Below are 16,774 nucleotides of genomic sequence, written 5' to 3' on the forward strand. Positions count from 1 at the left end.
GAAGGCGGCGGCGCATGTACTACCGGATGATCCGTCCATTGCTGGAGGGAGTCACTCCTCGGGTCGCAGGATGCCCCGCGGGCCGGTACTCACGGCCGTCGGATGCGGGGCGGGGCGCACCTGGCGCCGCCGACCCCAGCGTAGCCACTGGGACCGGCACCGCAATGTTCACGCCGGACCGGTGTCCGTGGCCGTGTTCGTACCGGTGCCCGTGGCCGTGTCCGTACCGGCGTCGGTCGCGGTGTCCGTACCGGCGGATCCGGCGGCACCGGTCGCGGTGTCCGTGCCGGTGCCGTGCGACTCCGCGAGGGCGCGCAGGGTCCGCGCGTCGCGTACGGCCTTCTGCCTGGCGACACCGGGCTGGATGCCGAGTACGGGCATGCTGGTGCCGTCGCTCAGGTCGAGGAAGACCCACGGGTCGCCGACCCGGAGGTTGACGCGCAGGATCTCCGCCCACTCCAGCCGCCGGACCCGGGTGAGATTGACGACGGTGACGCCCGTGTCGTCGGCGACGACCTTGGGGCGGCTCAGCAGGCACAGCACGCCGAAGAAGAGCAGTCCGACGAAGACGAAGCTGACGCGCTCGGCGGAGTTCAGCTTCTCCAGCAGCAGGGACATCGCCGTGATGACGATGAGCATGAGTGTCCCGACCGACAGCAGGACGGCCCGGGTGACGTTCGGGCGGAACGTCACGGGCAGCGCGGGCAGGTCGGGGGGCGTGGGGCGGGTGGCCGGCACGGGCATCAGAGGTGAGTCCTTCACAGGCGGCAGGCGTGGATGGCCGTGGTGAGGATGGCGCGGGCGCCCAGCTCGTACAGATCGTCCATGATCCGCTGTGCCTCGGCGGCCGGGACCATGGCGCGGACCGCGACCCAGCCCTCGTTGTGCAGCGGGGAGACGGTGGGCGACTCCAGGCCGGGCGTGAGGGCGACGGCGCGCTCCAGGTGTTCGGCGCGGCAGTCGTAGTCCATCATCACGTAACTGCGGGCGACCAGGACGCCCTGGAGGCGGCGGAGGAACTGCTGGACCTTCGGGTCGGCGGCGTCCGCGCCGTTGCGGCGGATGACGATCGCCTCGGACTTCATGATCGGCTCGCCGATGACTTCGAGGCCGGCGTTCCGCATGGATGTGCCGGTCTCCACCACGTCCGCGATGATCTGCGCGACGCCCAGCTCGATTGCGGTCTCGACGGCCCCGTCGAGGTGGACGACGGAGGCGTCCACGCCCTTGTCGGCGAGGTACTTGACGACGACGCCTTCGTAGGAGGTGGCGATCGTCAGCCCGCCGAAGTCGGCGACGGACGCGGCCGCGCCGGGCTTGGCGGCGAAGCGGAAGGTGGAGCGGGCGAAGCCCAGGGGCAGGATCTCCTCGGCGCCCGCGCCCGAGTCGAGCAGCAGGTCACGTCCGGTGATGCCGATGTCGAGCCGGCCCGAACTCACATAGATCGCGATGTCACGGGGGCGCAGGTAGAAGAACTCGACCTCGTTGCCGGGGTCGACCAGGACGAGTTCCTTGGACTCCTTGCGCTGCTGGTAGCCCGCCTCATGGAGCATCTCGGACGCTGCCGCGGAGAGTGAACCCTTGTTGGGGACGGCGATACGCAGCATGGGACGGCTTCCTTACGTATGCGTGACTGCGGCGAACGGGGAGCATGAGGGGAACGGCGAGCGGGGCCGGATCCGGGCGCGACGGTGCGCCCGGCGCCGTGGAGTCGTGGGGAGTCGTACGTCGATGAGGGTGGTGCTCAGAGATGGGCGTAGACGTCGTCGAGGGAGATCCCGCGCGCGACCATCATCACCTGGACGTGGTACAGCAGCTGCGAGATCTCCTCGGCGGTGGCTTCGGGCCCCTCGTACTCGGCCGCCATCCACACCTCGGCGGCCTCTTCGACGACCTTCTTACCGATGGCATGCACTCCCTTGTCCACCAGTTCGGCGGTGCGGGAGGTGCTGGGGTCGCCCGTGGCGGCCTTCTGCTGAAGCTCGGCGAAGAGCTCCTCGAACGTCTTCTTCGGCATGGTGACGTCTAGCCTACGCGCTCCGCCGAGGCCGTCAGCGCCAGGGTTCGGCGAGGGCGCGCAGGGTGGCCGCCGTGGCGACCGCGGCGGTGGCGGCCTCGTGCCCCTTGGACTCCCGGGAGGCCTCGAGTCCCGCCCTGTCCAGCGCCTGCGCCTCGGTGTCGCAGGTCAGAACGCCGAAGCCGACCGGTACGCCGGTGTCGATCGAGACCTGGGTCAGGCCCTGGGTGACTCCCTGGCACACGTAGTCGAAGTGCGGGGTCCCGCCCCGGATGACGACGCCGAGGGCGACGACCGCGTCGTAACCGCGGTCGGCGAGGACCTTGGCGGCGACGGGCAGCTCGAAGCTCCCGGGGACCCTGATCAGGGTCGGCTCGTCGATGCCCAGTTCACGCAGGGCGCCCAGGGCGCCGTCCACGAGTCCGTCCATGACCTTCTCGTGCCACAGGGCCGCGATGACCGCCACCCGCAGGTCGCCGCAGTTGCTGACGGTCAGTTCGGGTGCACCCTTGCCGCTCATGTCTCTCCTGTTGTTCCGATGCGCAGTAAGTACTGCCGTGTCGCTGACGAGTACTGATGTACCGGTGCCGACGGACGTGCCGACGGACGTGCCGGGTGTTACTGGTTGCCGCAGGCCGAGGTGGCCGCCGGGTCGAGCCAGGGCAGTTCGTGCCCCATCCGGTCCCGCTTGGTGCGCAGATACCGGAGATTGTGCTCCCCCGCCTGGACGGGCATGGGCTCGCGGGCGGTCACATCGAGACCGTGGCGCACCAACGCGTCGACCTTGTCGGGGTTGTTGGTCATCAGCCGCAGGCTGCGTACCCCGAGGTCTTCGAGGATCTGCGCCCCGGCCGCGTAGTCCCGCGCGTCGGCGGGCAGGCCGAGTTCCAGGTTGGCGTCGAGGGTGTCGCGCCCGCGCTCCTGGAGCTCGTACGCGCGCAGCTTGGACAGCAGGCCGATACCGCGCCCCTCGTGACCGCGCAGATAGACGACGACACCCCGTCCGGCCTCGGTGACGCGTCGCATCGAGGCCTGGAGCTGGGGGCCGCAGTCGCAGCGCTGCGAGGAGAAGATGTCGCCGGTCAGGCACTCGGAGTGGACCCTGACGAGGACGTCCGTGCCGTCGCCGATGTCACCGTGGACGAGGGCGACATGCTCGACGCCGTCGACGGTGGACCGGTAGCCGTACGCGGTGAACTCACCGAAGGACGTGGGCAGTCGGACCTCGGCCTCACGGCGGACGGTGGGCTCGGCGGCGAGCCGGTAGGCGATCAGGTCCTCGATGGAGATGATCGTCAGGCCGTGCTTGCGCGCGAACGGGATCAGCTCCGGCAGCCGGAGCATCACCCCGTCCTCGCCCGCGATCTCGACGATCGCCCCGGCCGGACGCAGCCCCGCGAGCCGGGCCAGGTCGACCGCCGCCTCGGTGTGACCGTTGCGTACGAGCACCCCGCCCGGCTTCGCGCGCAGGGGGAAGACATGGCCGGGCCGTACGAAGTCGGCGGGCTCGGCCGCGGCGCCGGCGGCGAGCAGCCGGAGCGTGGTGGCACGGTCGGCGGCCGAGATGCCGGTGGTGACCCCGTGGGCCGGTCCCGCGTCGACGGAGACGGTGAAAGCGGTGCGCATCGACTCGGTGTTGTGGTCGACCATCTGCGGCAGTTCGAGCCGGTCCAGCTCCTCGCCCTCCATGGGGGCGCAGATCAGTCCGCGGCACTCGCTCATCATGAAGGCGACAATCTCGGGGGTCGCCTTCTCGGCGGCGATCACGAGATCGCCCTCGTTCTCGCGGTCCTCGTCGTCCACGACCACGACGGGCCGGCCCGCCGCGATGTCCATGACGGCCCGCTCGACCGGGTCGAGGGCGAAGTCCTCGATGTTGTCGGTGGAGTACCAGGTGGGCTGTGCGGTCATGCTGCCGCTCCTTCCAGAGCCGGGGCGGCCGCGCGGGTGCGCAGCCACCAGTCCCGCAGCCCCCACACGACGAGGCCGAGGTAGACGACGTACACGAAGCCGGAGAAGGCCAGCCCGCTGTTGAAGGCGAGCGGTACTCCGACGAGGTCCACCAGGAGCCAGGCGAACCAGAACTCGACCAGACCGCGCGCCTGCGCGACCATCGCGGCGAGGGTGCCGACGAAGATGTACGCGTCGGGCCACGGGTTCCAGGACAGGTCGGGTACGGCGGTGAAGAGGCCGCCGACGGCGAGGGTGCCCAGCGCCGTCCCGCCGAGGAGCAGCCGGCGCTCGGACCAGGTGGCGAACCGTACGGCGATCGTGCCGTCCCCCGCCTGCTGACGGCCGCGCTGCCACATCCGCCAGCCCCACAACGCCACGCCGATCACGAGGAGTTGCTTGCCGACGCCGCCGCTGAGGTGCGCCGAGGCGTACGCGGCGACGAGGATGACGCCGGACAGCAACTGCGCGGGCCAGGTCAGGATCGAACGTCGCCAGCCGAGCACGAGGGCGACCAGACCCATCGAGTTGCCGACCATGTCGGACCAGATGATGTGCTGGCCGAAGGCGGTGAACGCCTCCGCGTTCAGCCACGTCATGTCCGGCCAGGAAGGCAGGCCGCTCACCGGACCGGTCCCCCGGACTCGTGGGCGCCGGACGTCAGCAGGCGCTCCACGTATTTCGCGATGACGTCGACCTCCAGGTTGACCGGGTCGCCGGGCTGCTTGATGCCGAGGGTGGTCAGCGCGAGCGTGGTGGGGATGAGGCTGATGGTGAAGTAGTCGGGTCCGGCGTCGACCACGGTGAGGCTCACACCGTCGACGGTGATGGAGCCCTTCTCGACGACATAGCGGGTGAGGTCGGCGGGGAGCGAGACCTTGACGATCTCCCAGTTCTCGGACGTCTTGCGGTCCACAATCGTGCCGGTGCCGTCGACATGCCCCTGGACGATGTGTCCGCCGAGCCGGTCGCCGACCGCCATGGGCCGCTCCAGGTTGACCCGCGAGCCGGGTACGAGCGCGCCGAGGCTGGAGCGGTCGAGTGTCTCGGCCATGACGTCGGCGGTGAACTCGCCCTCGTCGAGGTCGACAACGGTGAGACAGACACCGTTGACGGCGATCGAGTCGCCGTGTTTGGCGCCTTCGGTGACGGCGGGGCCGCGCAGACGGAAGCGGGAGGAGTCACCGAGATCCTCGACGGCGGTGACCTGACCCAGCTCTTCGACGATTCCGGTGAACACTCAGCGCTCCTTGGGGGTGGCGACAGCACTGGCGGTGCTGACGGGTGTGGCGGGTTCGTATCCGCGTGCGGTCGTGGTGCGTTCGGGCGTCGCGGTGACGCGGAGGTCGGGGCCGACGCGTACCGTCTCGGTCATCCGCAGTCGCAACGCCCGCGCGAGGGTGGTGATTCCGGCGTCGCCCAGAGCGGCGGGGCCGGCGCCCAGCAGGACGGGCGCGAGATACCCGACGACCTTGTCGACGGCCCCGGCCGCGACGAAGGCCCCGGCCAGTGTCGGGCCGCCTTCGAGGAGTACGGAGCGCACGCCGCGCGCGTGCAGATCGGCGAGCAGCGCGGGGACGGAGAGGCCCCGTCCGGCGCGCGGCAGCCGTGCGACGTCCACCGGTTCCCCGCCCGGCCCCGCGGCCTTGAGGTGGGTGGTGTCGGCGTCCTCGGCGACGGCGATCAGCGTGGGCGCGGCACCGTCCAGGACGCGTGCTCCCGGCCGTACGGCGGTGGCCCCGGTGTCGACGACGACCCGCAGCGGCTGGACCGCGCCGGCGATGTCGCGGACCGCGAGGTGCGGGTCGTCGGCGCGCACGGTGCCCGAGCCGACGACGACGGCGTCGGCCTCGGCGCGGAGCCGGTGGACGTCGGCGCGGGACTCGGCGGAGGTGATCCAGCGGCTGGTGGCGTCGGCCGCCGCGATCCGGCCGTCGAGCGTGGCGGCGTACTTCCACAGGACGTAGGGACGGCCGAGCCGTACGGAGGTGAGCCAGGCCGCGTTGCCCGCCTCGGCCTCTTCGGCGAGCAGCCCCCGCTCGACGCGGACACTGGCCGCCCGCAGGGTGTCGGCGCCGCCGGTGGCCTGCGGGTTCGGGTCGCCGACCGCGAACACGACGCGGGCGACGCCGGCCTTGATGAGCGCCTGGGCGCACGGGCCGGTGCGGCCCGTGTGGTTGCACGGTTCGAGGGTGACGTAGGCGGTGCCGCCCGCGGCCCGGTCGCCGGCCTCGCGCAGGGCGTGGATCTCGGCGTGCGGACCGCCGGCCCGCTGGTGGTGTCCCTCGCCGGCGAGCTCTCCGGCGGCATCGAGGATCACGCATCCGACGACCGGATTGGGGCTGGTGGCGCCGAGAGCGCGGGCGGCGAGCGTGATGGCTCGACGCATGGCGTCCGTGTCGGCCGTGGTGGTGGCCACCGGGTCCTCCTGCCTCTGGGGCACGGACTCCGGGGCCTGTCGATGACGACAGAGAAACGGGAAACGCACACGGGAACGCCGGGACCGAGGATACGAATCGTCCGAGGACGATCCGCCGACGGCGGCATACCTGTGACGGCCCGCCGCGCACTGCCTCCCATCCGGACTTTCACCGTCGGTCCAGGAGTTTCACCTGGTCAACCGGCCGCTGGAAGCGGTCGGGTCGCGGACTGTAACCGCCGGTTCGGAATTGCACCGACCCCGGAGTGCGCTGCTGCTGGTACGGAACCAGTGTGCCACGCCTGATCGCCGGCCATCGGGGGGTGGTGTGTGCGGTGGCTCACAGAGGGTGGCGGACGGCAGAGCCGGCGCCTGTTCCGGATACGGTCCGGGCGCCGGGCGGTCACGGGTTCGCACCCTGTCGTCTCCCGGTGTGTCACACGCTGGCAGGCTTGGGCCATGGCAACAATCCTCGTGACCGGTGGTACGGGAACTCTCGGCAGACAGGTCGTGGACCGGCTGCGCACGGACGAGCACAACGTCCGGGTGCTGAGCCGCAGTTCACAGCCGTACGCCGTCGATCTGCGCGACGACGACAGCAGGGGGCTGGACGAGGCTCTGAAGGGTGTGGACGTGATCGTCCACTGCGCGTCCTCACCGCGCGGTGGTGACGACAGGGCGGCGGCGCATCTGGTGGAGGCGGCCGTCCGGGCGCGGATTCCGCATCTCGTGCACATCTCGATCGTCGGGGTCGACCGATTGCCGCTCAATTACCACCGGACGAAGCGGATCGTCGAGCGGGTGGTCGAGGATTCAGGGCTCGGCTGGACGATTCTGCGTACGACCCAGTTCCACGATCATGTCCTGCGGATGCTGGAGGGCGCGACGAAGCTGCCGGTCGCCGCGCTGCTGCCCGCGCAGGTGAGCCTCCAGCCGATCGGCTCGGCGGAGGTCGCTTCCTGGGTGGCAGACCTGGCCACGCGCCCGCCGGCGGGGCGGGTTCCCGATCTCGGCGGTCCCGAGATCCGGACCGTGCGGGAGCTGGCCGACGCCTATCTGCGGGCGACGGGTCACAAGCGGCGGGTGGTGGCGATGCCGCTGTTCGGAAAGGCGTACGCGGGGTACCGCCAGGGACATCAGCTGACGCCCGAACGGGCCGTGGGCAAGGAGACGTTCGAGGATTTCCTCGCGACGCGGAAGTTATGAGTGCGCGGGCCCGGGGCAGTTCGGGCGACCGGCGGACATGTGTGGTGCCGCCGAGGCGCCCTGACGGCTCGTCAGATCGGTGGACTCGGTGGGTCCAGCAGGTGGCGGGGTCGTCAGACCGGTGGCGCGAACAAGTCGTTCTGGGCAGCGTCCCGCGCCGTCAGCAGCGCTCCTCGCAGCACGGCCGCGCCGCCCAGGGACGTCGCCACGACCTCCGTACGGAGGGGGGACATCTCCGCCAGGCGGTCCTCGACACGTGAGGCCAGCGCCGCACCGCCCGCCTGGCCGACCTCGCCCGCCAGGACCACCCTGCCGGGGTCGAGTACGGCGCTGATGGCCGCGGCGCCGACCGCGAGCCGCGCGGCGAGGGCGTCGAGGAAGGCGTCCCCGGCCGGACCCGCCGTGAGGGCGGCTCGTACGACCGCGGCCGCCGGCGGCTCCTGGGGGCCGGCGTCGGCGAACAGGCCGTGCCGCTCGGCGAGTTCGCAGACGGCCGCCGAGCCGGCCAGCGAGTGGAACCCCCCGTCGCAGCCGGTGGACGAGGGCAGCCCGGACGTCCCCGGCACCGGGAGGAAACCGATCTCACCGGCGCCGCCGGACGCGCCCCGCCGGACCCTGCCGTCCAGGACGAGCGCCGCGCCCACGCCGAAGCCCAGCCACAGCAGTACGAAGGTGCCCGCGCCCTGGTCGCGGGCGGCCCCGACCCGCAGTTCGGCGACGGCGGCGAGATTGGTCTCGTTCTCGACGAGGACGGTCGCGGGCAGCCGCTCCTGAAGAGCGGCGACGAGTCTTCGGTGCCAGGCGGGCACGCCGCTGGTCTCGCGGAGTTCGCCGGTCACCGGGTCGATCAGGCCGGGCGCGCCGATGCCGACGCTGTGCAGCCGTACGGCGCCCGCCTCGCGGGCCGTACGTTCCAGCAGGGCCGCCGCGCCCTCGACGGCCGGTTCGATGCCGGTGTCACTTCCTATGGGCAGTACGGCCTCGGCGAGGGTCACCCCGAGGAGATCGCTGACCACGACGGCGACGCTCTGCGTGCGTACGTCGAGCGCGGCGAGATGCGCCCGGTCGGCGACGAGCCCGTACAGCCGCGCGTTGGGGCCGCGGCGCGCGCCGCCCGTCTCACCGACGATCCTGACCAGGCCGGAGCCTTGCAGCCGCTCCACGAGGTCGGCGACCGTGGGCCGGGAGAGCCCGGTGAGTGTTTTGAGCTGTCCCGCCGTCAACGGGCCTTCTTCCTGGAGCAGTTCCAGGGCGAGGCGGTCGTTGATGGCCCGTGCCGTGCTCGGAGATGCGGCCATACCTGGATCCTTCCAGACGTCCGTGGGGTTCTTGCGACCGGTGTCGTCTATTTATCTAGCAGGGTTCCTGATAGTTTACTGCCGCACTGTTGGACAGGCGTCGCCGCGCCGCAGGGGGAGGACGAGACGGAATGACGACTGGACCACCGGTCTTCGACAAGCGACGGCTGCGACAGGCACGGTTCGCCGTGGCCGCCGTCTTCCTCGTGCACGGATCCGTCGCCGGCAGTTTCGCGACCCGTATCCCCTGGATCCAGGACCACGCGTCCCTGAGCGCCGGGCAGTTGGGCCTCGCGCTCGCCTTCCCTGCCATCGGCGCGTCGGTGGCGATGCCGCTGGCCGGCACGGTGAGCCACCGGTTCGGCGCGCGTACGGCGCTGCGCGGACTGCTCGCGCTCTGGACGCTCTCCCTCACCCTGCCCGCGCTCGCCCCCAATCTGGTGACGCTCTGTCTGGCGCTCTTCGTCTACGGCGCCACCTCGGGCATGTCGGACGTGGCGATGAACGCCCTCGGTGTGGAGATCGAGAACCGCCTCGACAAGTCGATCATGTCCAGCCTGCACGGCATGTGGAGCTCGGGCGCGCTGCTCGGCTCCGCCGGCGGCACGCTCGCCGCCCATATGGACAGCGACGCGCGCGTGCACCATCTGATCGCGGCCACCGTGCTCACCATCGCGGGCCTGATCGCCTGCCGGTGGGTGCTCGATCTGCGCAGCGAGCCGGACGCCGAGCCGCCGCCGCGCTTCGCCCTGCCCCCGAAGTCCGCGCTGCTCATCGGCGCGGTCGGATTCTGCGCGGTCTTCGCCGAGGGAGCGAGCCTCGACTGGTCGGCGGTCTATCTGGAGGACGTCCTGGACACCTCCCCCGGCCTCGCCGCCGCCTCCACGACGGCCTTCGCGCTCACCATGGCCATCGCACGGCTGCTCGGCGACCGGGTCATCGACCGCTTCGGCGCCGTACCCTGCGTCAGGGTCGGCGGTGTCTCCGCCACCCTCGGCGGTCTGCTGGTGGTCGTCGCGCCCGATCCGCTGGTCGCCATGGGCGGGTTCGCCCTCGTGGGGCTGGGTGTGGCGGTGGTCGTACCGCTGGCCTTCGCCGCCGCCGGGCGCAGCGGCCCCAATCCGAGCCAGGCCATCGCGGGCGTAGCGACCATCACGTACACCTCGGGCCTGATCGCCCCCTCGGCGATCGGCGCGGTGGCCGACGCGTCGTCCCTGGTCGTCTCGTTCGGTCTGGTGACCGTGCTGGCCTTCGGTCTGGTGCTGGGGGCAAGTGTGCTGAAGACCGGGGACCGGCGTACGGCTCCGGAGGCCGGGGCACCGGCGCCCGCGCCCTCCATACAGAAGGACTGACGCGGCGCGGGCAGCGTCGCGCCACGCGCGCCTTCGCCGGACGGGCTCCCGGCCCGTCCGGCGAATCCGTCGGCTCAGGGCGCGATCGAGTCGAGCTGCTCGGCGGCGGGCCGCAGCGCCCAGAGGTCGCCCAGGGGCGGCTCCTCCAGCCGGGGCACGGCCGCCCGCGCCTTCCGGTTTCCGGCGTCGGCCGCCGCCTGGACGATGTCGCTCGCCGCGTACCGGTAGAACTCCAGCTCCGGATGGGGCCACGGGGTGCTCGCGGTCGCGGCCGGCAGCAGATACTCGACGGCCTTGAACAGGCTCTGGCCCTCCGGCCCCCGGTGGTCCCAGAGGTTCACCCCGACGTGCCTGCCGATGTCGGCGAGCCGGGTGTAGGCGACGAGCGAGAACGTCGAGTAGTGCCAGCTGCGCGTACGGGCCAGCTCCTGCGGCTGGGTGCCGTCGCCCTCGATCTGGGCGTCGACCCGCTTGGCCCGCGCCTCCTCGACCACCTGGCGGGCGAGTGCCCTGTCACCGGTGGCGAGGGCGAGACCGGCGACCTGCATGTCCATGAAGGTGCCGTGGTTGTTCTCGGCGGCCGACTCCTCCTTGCCGAAGGGGGAGTCGACGAGCCAGTCGAGGAAGTCCTCGTTCCAGGCGCGCATTCCGGCGCGGTCGGCCTTGGTCCAGCCGGGGGCGCCCGTCTCCAGGATCGCGAGCGCGTCGAGCACGCTCGTGTACTGCTGGGAGAAGTCGATGATACCGATCGCGCGCCCGTCGTACTTGCACGGGATGAACTGCCCGTGGTTGAGATTCGGGTTCATCCGCGTCGCCGGGTCGACGAACCAGGTGCGCAGGATGTCGGCGGCGTGCGTCGCGTACTTCTTCTCGCCCGTGTAGTACCAGGCGAGGCTCAGGGCGGTGGTGGAGTTGAAGACCTTCCCGATGTCGGGGCGGTCGGTGCCCGTGTCGACCTCGGGGTTGCGCTCGCCGTCACGCTGGACGTACGGGCAGCCCCAGGGGTTCTCCTCGGTCTTGGGCTGGGACGGCCACCAGTAAGGGGCCTGGCTGAGGTAGTCGTGGGGGTCGCCGCTGGGCGCGGGCTTCGGTTTGTCGGTGACGGTCCAGGGGCCCTGTTTCAGCCAGGTGTCGGCGGTGGCGGTGAGTTGGCTCACCGTACGGCGCAACTCCCGGTCCCCGGCGTCCAGTCGGGCCTTGGCCTGGCGCATCCGCGACCCGTCGATGACGACGGTCGCCGGGACCCGGCCCTTCCCGGCCTGTGCCGCTCCGGCCTGGGCCTCTCCGGCCTGGGCCTCTCCGGCCTGGGCGGCGGGGCCGGGATCCACGGCGGAGGAGGACGATACGGGTACGAGGACCGCGGCCAGGGCCGCCGAGGCGGTGAGCAGGGCGCCGAGACGCCGTCGGGTTCTGCTCCTCATCGAGCACTCCCATCATGTATGTGAATATCGTTCACGAACAAGACCGTGCGCGCTGTGAGCGTAGAGGTACCCGGCTCCAACGAACAATGCCTCGGACAGAATTCAGCGGACGGAACCTGTGGGTCCACACCCGGCCAACAGGTGGTGACAGCGGGCCCTACCATGACCTGATCTTTTCGGCGCCGGATTCGGAAGTGGAGCACCCTCATGAAGCTCGGTGTGCGCTGGACCCTGCACGGCGACGGGCGAACGCCCGCGCCCGGCGCCGTGGTCCGACCGGACGAACGGCTCTCCTGGCCGCGTACGGCGGGACTTGGCGCCCAGCACGTGGTGGCGATGTTCGGCGCGTCGTTCGTCGCGCCCGTCCTGATGGGCCTCGACCCCAACCTCGCGATCATGATGTCCGGTGTCGCGACGGTCCTCTTCCTGCTCGCCACCCGCGGCCAGGTGCCCAGCTATCTCGGCTGCTCGCTCTCCTTCGTCGGAGTCGCCGCCACGATCCGGGCGTCGGGAGGCGACAGCGCCACCGTGACCGGCGCGGTCTTCGTCGTCGCCGTCGCGCTCTTCCTCTCGGGTCTGGCGGTACGGCGCTTCGGCGCCCGGATCATCCACGCCGCGATGCCGCCGGTCGTGACGGGCGCGGTCGTGATGCTCATCGGCTTCAATCTCGCGCCGGTCTCCGCCAAGACGTACTGGCCGCAGGACCAGTGGACCGCGCTGCTGGTGATGGTGGTCACCGCGCTGGCCGTGGTCTGCCTGCGCGGCTTCTGGTCGCGTATCGCGATCTTCCTCGGGCTGCTCTTCGGCTACGCCGTCTCCTGGTTCTTCGACCGAATATTCGGCAAAATCCACTCCCCCGCGGGCGGCGCCGAGTCCGTGGACCACTGGCGCCTGGATCTCTCACTGGTCGGCAAGGCCGACTGGGTGGGGCTGCCGGACTTCCACGCGCCGAGCTTCGAGTGGTCGGCGATCCTGGTCGCCCTGCCGGTCGTGATCGCGCTGATCGCGGAGAACGCCGGGCATGTGAAGGCCGTCGGCGAGATGACCGGCGATTCGCTCGACGGCAAGCTGGGCACGGCGATCGCCGCCGACGGCGCCGCGTCGATGCTCTCCACCGCCGTCGGCGGGCCGCCCAACACCACGTACTCCGAGAACATCGGCGTGATGGCCGCCACCCGCGTGTACTCCACCGCGGCCTACTGGGCCGCCGCCGGTTTCGCCCTGCTCTTCGGGCTCTGCCCCAAGTTCGGCGCCGTCGTGGCCGCGATCCCCGGCGGGGTGCTGGGCGGGATCACCGTCATCCTCTACGGGATGATCGGCCTGCTCGGCGCGCAGATCTGGATCAACGCCGGGGTGGATCTGCGCAATCCGCTGAATCTGGTGCCGGCGGCCGCGGGCATCATCATCGGCGTCGGCGGGGTCACGCTGAAGTTCACCGACAGCTTCGAACTCGGCGGCATCGCCCTCGGCACGCTCGTCGTCATCGTCGGCCACCACGTGCTGCGCGCCTTCGCCCCGCCGCATCTGAAGGGTGACGGACCGCTCCTCGACTCCGGCACATCGACGTACGACAGCGGGGACGAAGGACGGGACCGTCCCTCGTTCTGACGAAGTCCCGCTCCCCCGGCCCCTCGCGGGCTCCCGGGCTGGGACGCTCCCCCCATGGCGGAGATCCAACTGCTCGCGGCCCCACCCGATGACGACCGGCGCCCATCCGACGACCGGCGCCCACCCGATTCCGCGTGGCAGCGCATGCACGCGCTGCGTTCGGCCTGGCCGGAGGGTGACGGCGTGGCCGTGTTCAACGGGCTCTGTCTGTCGGGCGCGGGGGACATCACGGCGTCGTACGGGGGCGGTTACCCGACGACGGCCGCCACGCGGGACGCGGCCGCGCTGCGTTCGTCGCTCGCCGAGCGGTATCTGGCGGCGGTCGACGCGGTGGACGTGGGCGGGCGGGCGCCGGCCGCCTGGCGGCCGCTCTTCCAGCACCGGCGTCATCCGGGCGTACGGCCGGCGCAGTTCGCGCTCGCGGGCGTCAACGCGCACGTGGGGCACGATCTGGCGCTCGCGGTGGTGGACCTGTGCCGGGCTCGTGGCTGCGAACCGCCCGCGCTGGAAACGGCGTTCGCACGGGTCGGCGACGCGCTCACGCTGCTCGTGGATCGCGTCGGCGAGCAGGCACCGGCCGGTCCGGACGCGGGGCGCGGGCCCGGGGTCGAGGATCCGGTGACGCACCTGCTCGGGGCCTGGAACGTGGAACGGGCCCTGGAGGCGGCCTGGTCGTCGGCGCTGGTGCTCTGGGGACTGCGTGAAGTGCCGCCGCTGGCCGAGGAGTTCAGGGAGCGGATGGACGCGGGGGTGGGGCTGGTGGGACGGTGCCTGCTCACACCGTACGGCTGAGCACTCCGGGCCCCGGGCCCTTCGCGGCGCCGGAACCGCTCACCCGCGCCGTACCGCTCAGTCCTCGGGCAGCTCCACCGGGGCGATCTCGTCGTAGACGTCCCCCGGCCCCGGATTCGCCGGGTCCGTGGCGCCGCCGAAGTGGGTCATCACGCCCCACACGGCGTTGAGCGCGGTCTGTACGGCGCCCTCCGCCCACCCCGCGGTCCACGAGATGTCGTCGCCCGCCAGGAAGATGCCTCGCTTGTCCGCGGGCAGCCGGTCCTGCATGAAGTGGGTGAACAGGCGGCGCTGGTAGCGGTAGTGGCCGGGCAGGTTCGCCTTGAACGCGCCCATGAAGTACGGCTCGTTCTCCCACGAGACCGTCACCGGGCTGCCGATGATGTGCTCGCGGATGTCGACCTTCGGATAGATCTCGCCGAGCGACTTCAGCATGACCTCCATCCGCTCGTTCGCCGACAGCGGCAGCCACTTCAGGCTGTCGTCGCACCAGGTGTAGGAGAGGCAGATGACGGCCGGCCGGTCGGGCCCGTTGTCCAGGAGGTACGTGCCGCGCGTCATACGGTCGGTGAGCGTCATCGACATCGTGTCGCGGCCGGTCGGATTTCCCTGGTCGTCGACGGCCTTGTCCAGCCAGAACGGCCGGTCCACCGGCACGAACAGCTTCGACGACTCCATGTAGTGGGTGCGCTCCATCGCTGTCCAGTGGTCGATCGGGAAGAGCGAGTCGGAGCAGTCGATCTTCGAGAGCAGCATCCAGGACTGTGCGGTGAAGACGGCGGCGCGATAGGTGCGGATGTCCCCCGAGGCGTCCGTGACGGTGATCCGGTCGCCCGCCGTGCGGTGCAGCCGGGTCACGGCGCCGCGCGGTTCGCCGCCGTGCAGGGCGGAGAGCGAGGTGCCGAGCGGCCAGTGCGTGATCTTGGCGGGCTCGCGTTCCCAGAGCCGCAGCGGGAGCTGCCGGCTGCCGCCGACGATGCCGCGGTGGTGGTCGTCGGCCTCGGAGTAGACGACGCGCAGGATCTCCAGGATGGAGTTGGGGAAATCGGTGTCCCAGCCGCCCGTGCCGAAGCCGACCTGGCCGAAGATCTCGCGGTGCCGGAAGGACCTGAAGGCCTCGGAGTCGCAGAGGAAGCCGTAGAAGGTCTGGTTGTCGAGCTTCTCGACCAGTCGCGCCCAGATCTCCCGGATACGCGGCACGTCGCGCTCGCGCATCGCGCGGTTCATGTCGGAGAAGTCGGCGCCCTCCTCCAGACAGGTGTTCCAGGCGGCCATCACATCGCGGTAGACCTGCGGCAGGTCGTCGATCGTCTCGGCGTAGTGCGACTCGCCCTTGAGGTCCACGACGGTCGAAGGGGTGCCGGGGGCGAGGGGGTTGGGGAACGGCTCGGTGACCAGGCCCACCAGGTCGATGTAGTGCTGGAGCGCGGTGGAGGACGGCGGGAAGCGCATCGCGCCCATCTCGGCGGTGAGGTCCGGGTCGCAGCCGTCGAAGCCGACGGTACGGAGCCGGCCGCCGATCCGGTCGGCCTCGTAGACGACCGGCCGCAGGCCCATCTTCATCAGCTCGTACGCGGCGACGATGCCGGAGAGACCGCCGCCGATGACCGCGACCTCGGCGCCGTGCTCGGTCGCCGGCACCTGGCCGACGCCCGCGGGGTGGGCGAGGAAGTCGTCGTAGGCGTACGGGAAGTCCGGACCGAACATGGTGACCGGAGGCAGGCCGGTGTCCGGCTGTGCCTCGGGGTGCTGGGCGGCGGTGGGCACCGTGGACGTCATGGGGTACGGGCTCCTTGCGGGGGTGGGGCGGGGGTGCGGGCGGTAAGAGGCGCGGGCGGTCGCGGTCAGCCGAGGGAGCCGTAGAGGCCGGGGCGGCGGTCGCGCAGATAGGGGTTGGCGGCGCGGGAGGCCCGTAGCAGTTCGGGGTCGACGTCGCCGAAGAGCAGTTCTTCGCCGCGTCCCGCCCTCGCGCGGGTGATGCCGTCGGGACCGGCCAGACAGCTCAGCCCGACGAACTCGAAGGCGGGCCCGGTCTCGCCCTCGCCCTCAGGACCGGTCCGGTTCACGTACGCCACGTACATCTGGTTCTCGAAGGCACGCACCGGCACGACCGATTCGGCGACGAACTCGAAGGGATGCATCTGGGCGGTCGGCACCAGCAGCAGGTCGGTCCCGGCGAGCGCGTGGGCGCGTACGTTCTCCGGGAACTCGACGTCGTAGCAGATCATGATCCCGATCCGCAGGCCGCCGAGATCGGCCTGTACGACCGGGGTGTCGCCCGGGGTGAACCACTCCTGCTCGAAGCCGCCGTAGAGATGGGTCTTGCGGTAGTCGGCGAGGGACGAGCCGTCCGGGCCGATGAGCCGCGCGGCGTTGTGGACGCGCGTGCCCTCGCCGTCGCCGGCCCGCTCCGGGTAGCCGTACAGGACCGCTATTCCGTACTCGTCGGCGATCCGGGCCACGGCCTCGGCGGACGGACCGTCGGCGGGCTCGGCCAGCCGGGAGACATCGGCGCCGATCGCGTAGCCGGTGAGGAACATCTCGGGGCAGACCAGCAGGGCCGCGCCGCCGGCCGCCGCCTCACGCGCCGCGCCCGCGACGTACTCAAGATTCCTCACGGTGTCGCCGGGCCTGCCGGAGCTCTGGAGCAGGGCGATACGCGACGACGGCATGGCAGACCTCGGGACGTCATGGTGTTCGGGGGGAGACAT

Annotated in this window: 15 protein-coding genes, 1 pseudogene and 1 riboswitch; of the genes and pseudogenes, 4 read left to right on the forward strand and 12 right to left on the reverse strand. The window is 71.3% G+C overall.

The features are described from left to right. Positions 1-273: 273 nt before the first annotated feature. The 8 genes and pseudogenes from IEY79_RS21410 to ribD all read right to left on the reverse strand — a co-directional run. A pseudogene (locus IEY79_RS21410) lies at positions 274-744 on the reverse strand (PH domain-containing protein); the annotation flags it as partial. 14 nt (positions 745-758) lie between these two features. After that, the gene (hisG, locus tag IEY79_RS21415) at positions 759-1,607 is read right to left on the reverse strand and encodes an ATP phosphoribosyltransferase (RefSeq protein WP_189109179.1); all 849 of its coding nucleotides are present in this window, start codon (positions 1,605-1,607) and stop codon (positions 759-761) included. A gap of 137 nt (positions 1,608-1,744) precedes the next feature. Continuing rightward, positions 1,745-2,017 (reverse strand): phosphoribosyl-ATP diphosphatase, encoded by a 273-nt coding sequence (locus IEY79_RS21420; protein ID WP_023543014.1) that lies wholly within the window; start codon positions 2,015-2,017, stop codon positions 1,745-1,747. Between the two features lie 34 nt (positions 2,018-2,051). Further along, on the reverse strand, positions 2,052-2,537 hold the full coding sequence (gene ribH, locus IEY79_RS21425; RefSeq protein ID WP_189109180.1) for a 6,7-dimethyl-8-ribityllumazine synthase: 486 nt from the start codon (positions 2,535-2,537) through the stop codon (positions 2,052-2,054). A gap of 98 nt (positions 2,538-2,635) precedes the next feature. Further along, positions 2,636-3,928 (reverse strand): bifunctional 3,4-dihydroxy-2-butanone-4-phosphate synthase/GTP cyclohydrolase II, encoded by a 1,293-nt coding sequence (locus IEY79_RS21430; protein ID WP_189109181.1) that lies wholly within the window; start codon positions 3,926-3,928, stop codon positions 2,636-2,638. Further along, complete coding sequence (locus IEY79_RS21435; RefSeq protein ID WP_189109306.1) at positions 3,925-4,566, reverse strand: nicotinamide mononucleotide transporter family protein; 642 nt, start codon at positions 4,564-4,566, stop codon at positions 3,925-3,927. Before IEY79_RS21435 ends, IEY79_RS21430 begins: the two co-directional genes overlap by 4 nt. A 23-nt stretch (positions 4,567-4,589) precedes the next feature. Next, the gene (locus tag IEY79_RS21440) at positions 4,590-5,207 is read right to left on the reverse strand and encodes a riboflavin synthase (RefSeq protein ID WP_189109182.1); all 618 of its coding nucleotides are present in this window, start codon (positions 5,205-5,207) and stop codon (positions 4,590-4,592) included. Beyond that, positions 5,208-6,356 (reverse strand): bifunctional diaminohydroxyphosphoribosylaminopyrimidine deaminase/5-amino-6-(5-phosphoribosylamino)uracil reductase RibD, encoded by a 1,149-nt coding sequence (ribD, locus tag IEY79_RS21445; RefSeq protein WP_189109307.1) that lies wholly within the window; start codon positions 6,354-6,356, stop codon positions 5,208-5,210. A gap of 173 nt (positions 6,357-6,529) precedes the next feature. Next, a riboswitch (FMN riboswitch) is annotated at positions 6,530-6,660 on the reverse strand. 185 nt (positions 6,661-6,845) lie between these two features. Between ribD and IEY79_RS21450 the strand changes: the two genes are divergently transcribed. Then, entirely contained in the window at positions 6,846-7,592 is a 747-nt protein-coding gene (locus tag IEY79_RS21450; protein ID WP_189109183.1) for an SDR family oxidoreductase, read from the forward strand. Between the two features lie 113 nt (positions 7,593-7,705). Here the strand turns inward: IEY79_RS21450 and IEY79_RS21455 are convergent, their stop codons facing one another. After that, positions 7,706-8,890 carry an ROK family transcriptional regulator gene (locus IEY79_RS21455; RefSeq protein WP_189109184.1) on the reverse strand — a complete coding sequence of 395 codons (1,185 nt, stop codon included), beginning with the start codon at positions 8,888-8,890 and terminating at the stop codon, positions 7,706-7,708. A gap of 131 nt (positions 8,891-9,021) precedes the next feature. On the opposite strand from IEY79_RS21455, the gene IEY79_RS21460 reads away from it, so the two are divergent. Next, positions 9,022-10,242 (forward strand): MFS transporter, encoded by a 1,221-nt coding sequence (locus IEY79_RS21460; protein WP_189109185.1) that lies wholly within the window; start codon positions 9,022-9,024, stop codon positions 10,240-10,242. Positions 10,243-10,316: 74 nt separating this feature from the next. Here the strand turns inward: IEY79_RS21460 and IEY79_RS21465 are convergent, their stop codons facing one another. Then, complete coding sequence (locus IEY79_RS21465; protein WP_189109186.1) at positions 10,317-11,663, reverse strand: alginate lyase family protein; 1,347 nt, start codon at positions 11,661-11,663, stop codon at positions 10,317-10,319. A 207-nt stretch (positions 11,664-11,870) separates the two neighbouring features. Between IEY79_RS21465 and IEY79_RS21470 the strand changes: the two genes are divergently transcribed. Together IEY79_RS21470 and IEY79_RS21475 are read left to right on the forward strand one after the other, a co-directional pair. Then, entirely contained in the window at positions 11,871-13,271 is a 1,401-nt protein-coding gene (locus IEY79_RS21470) for a uracil-xanthine permease family protein (protein WP_189109187.1), read from the forward strand. 54 nt (positions 13,272-13,325) lie between these two features. Beyond that, on the forward strand, positions 13,326-14,063 hold the full coding sequence (locus IEY79_RS21475) for a DUF5995 family protein (RefSeq protein WP_308426684.1): 738 nt from the start codon (positions 13,326-13,328) through the stop codon (positions 14,061-14,063). 57 nt (positions 14,064-14,120) lie between these two features. On the opposite strand, the gene IEY79_RS21480 is transcribed toward IEY79_RS21475, so the two are convergent. After that, positions 14,121-15,842, reverse strand: coding sequence for a flavin monoamine oxidase family protein (locus tag IEY79_RS21480; RefSeq protein WP_189109188.1), 1,722 nt, complete (start codon positions 15,840-15,842; stop codon positions 14,121-14,123). Positions 15,843-15,907: 65 nt separating this feature from the next. Then, positions 15,908-16,735 (reverse strand): carbon-nitrogen hydrolase family protein, encoded by an 828-nt coding sequence (locus tag IEY79_RS21485; RefSeq protein ID WP_189109189.1) that lies wholly within the window; start codon positions 16,733-16,735, stop codon positions 15,908-15,910. Between the last annotated feature and the right edge of the window lie 39 nt (positions 16,736-16,774).

It is taken from the genome of Streptomyces camponoticapitis (genome assembly GCF_014646115.1).
In the GTDB taxonomy this organism is placed as follows: Bacteria; Actinomycetota; Actinomycetes; order Streptomycetales; family Streptomycetaceae; genus Streptomyces; species Streptomyces camponoticapitis.

Coding starts and splice junctions, on each gene's coding strand:
- hisG (WP_189109179.1), bottom strand. CDS start 1,607: ATGCTGCGTATCGCCGTCCCCAACAAGGGTTCACTCTCCGCGGCAGCG.
- IEY79_RS21420 (WP_023543014.1), bottom strand. CDS start 2,017: ATGCCGAAGAAGACGTTCGAGGAGCTCTTCGCCGAGCTTCAGCAGAAG.
- ribH (WP_189109180.1), bottom strand. CDS start 2,537: ATGAGCGGCAAGGGTGCACCCGAACTGACCGTCAGCAACTGCGGCGAC.
- IEY79_RS21430 (WP_189109181.1), bottom strand. CDS start 3,928: ATGACCGCACAGCCCACCTGGTACTCCACCGACAACATCGAGGACTTC.
- IEY79_RS21435 (WP_189109306.1), bottom strand. CDS start 4,566: ATGACGTGGCTGAACGCGGAGGCGTTCACCGCCTTCGGCCAGCACATC.
- ribD (WP_189109307.1), bottom strand. CDS start 6,356: ATGCGTCGAGCCATCACGCTCGCCGCCCGCGCTCTCGGCGCCACCAGC.
- IEY79_RS21450 (WP_189109183.1), top strand. CDS start 6,846: ATGGCAACAATCCTCGTGACCGGTGGTACGGGAACTCTCGGCAGACAG.
- IEY79_RS21455 (WP_189109184.1), bottom strand. CDS start 8,890: ATGGCCGCATCTCCGAGCACGGCACGGGCCATCAACGACCGCCTCGCC.
- IEY79_RS21460 (WP_189109185.1), top strand. CDS start 9,022: ATGACGACTGGACCACCGGTCTTCGACAAGCGACGGCTGCGACAGGCA.
- IEY79_RS21465 (WP_189109186.1), bottom strand. CDS start 11,663: ATGAGGAGCAGAACCCGACGGCGTCTCGGCGCCCTGCTCACCGCCTCG.
- IEY79_RS21470 (WP_189109187.1), top strand. CDS start 11,871: ATGAAGCTCGGTGTGCGCTGGACCCTGCACGGCGACGGGCGAACGCCC.
- IEY79_RS21475 (WP_308426684.1), top strand. CDS start 13,326: ATGGCGGAGATCCAACTGCTCGCGGCCCCACCCGATGACGACCGGCGC.
- IEY79_RS21480 (WP_189109188.1), bottom strand. CDS start 15,842: ATGACGTCCACGGTGCCCACCGCCGCCCAGCACCCCGAGGCACAGCCG.
- IEY79_RS21485 (WP_189109189.1), bottom strand. CDS start 16,735: ATGCCGTCGTCGCGTATCGCCCTGCTCCAGAGCTCCGGCAGGCCCGGC.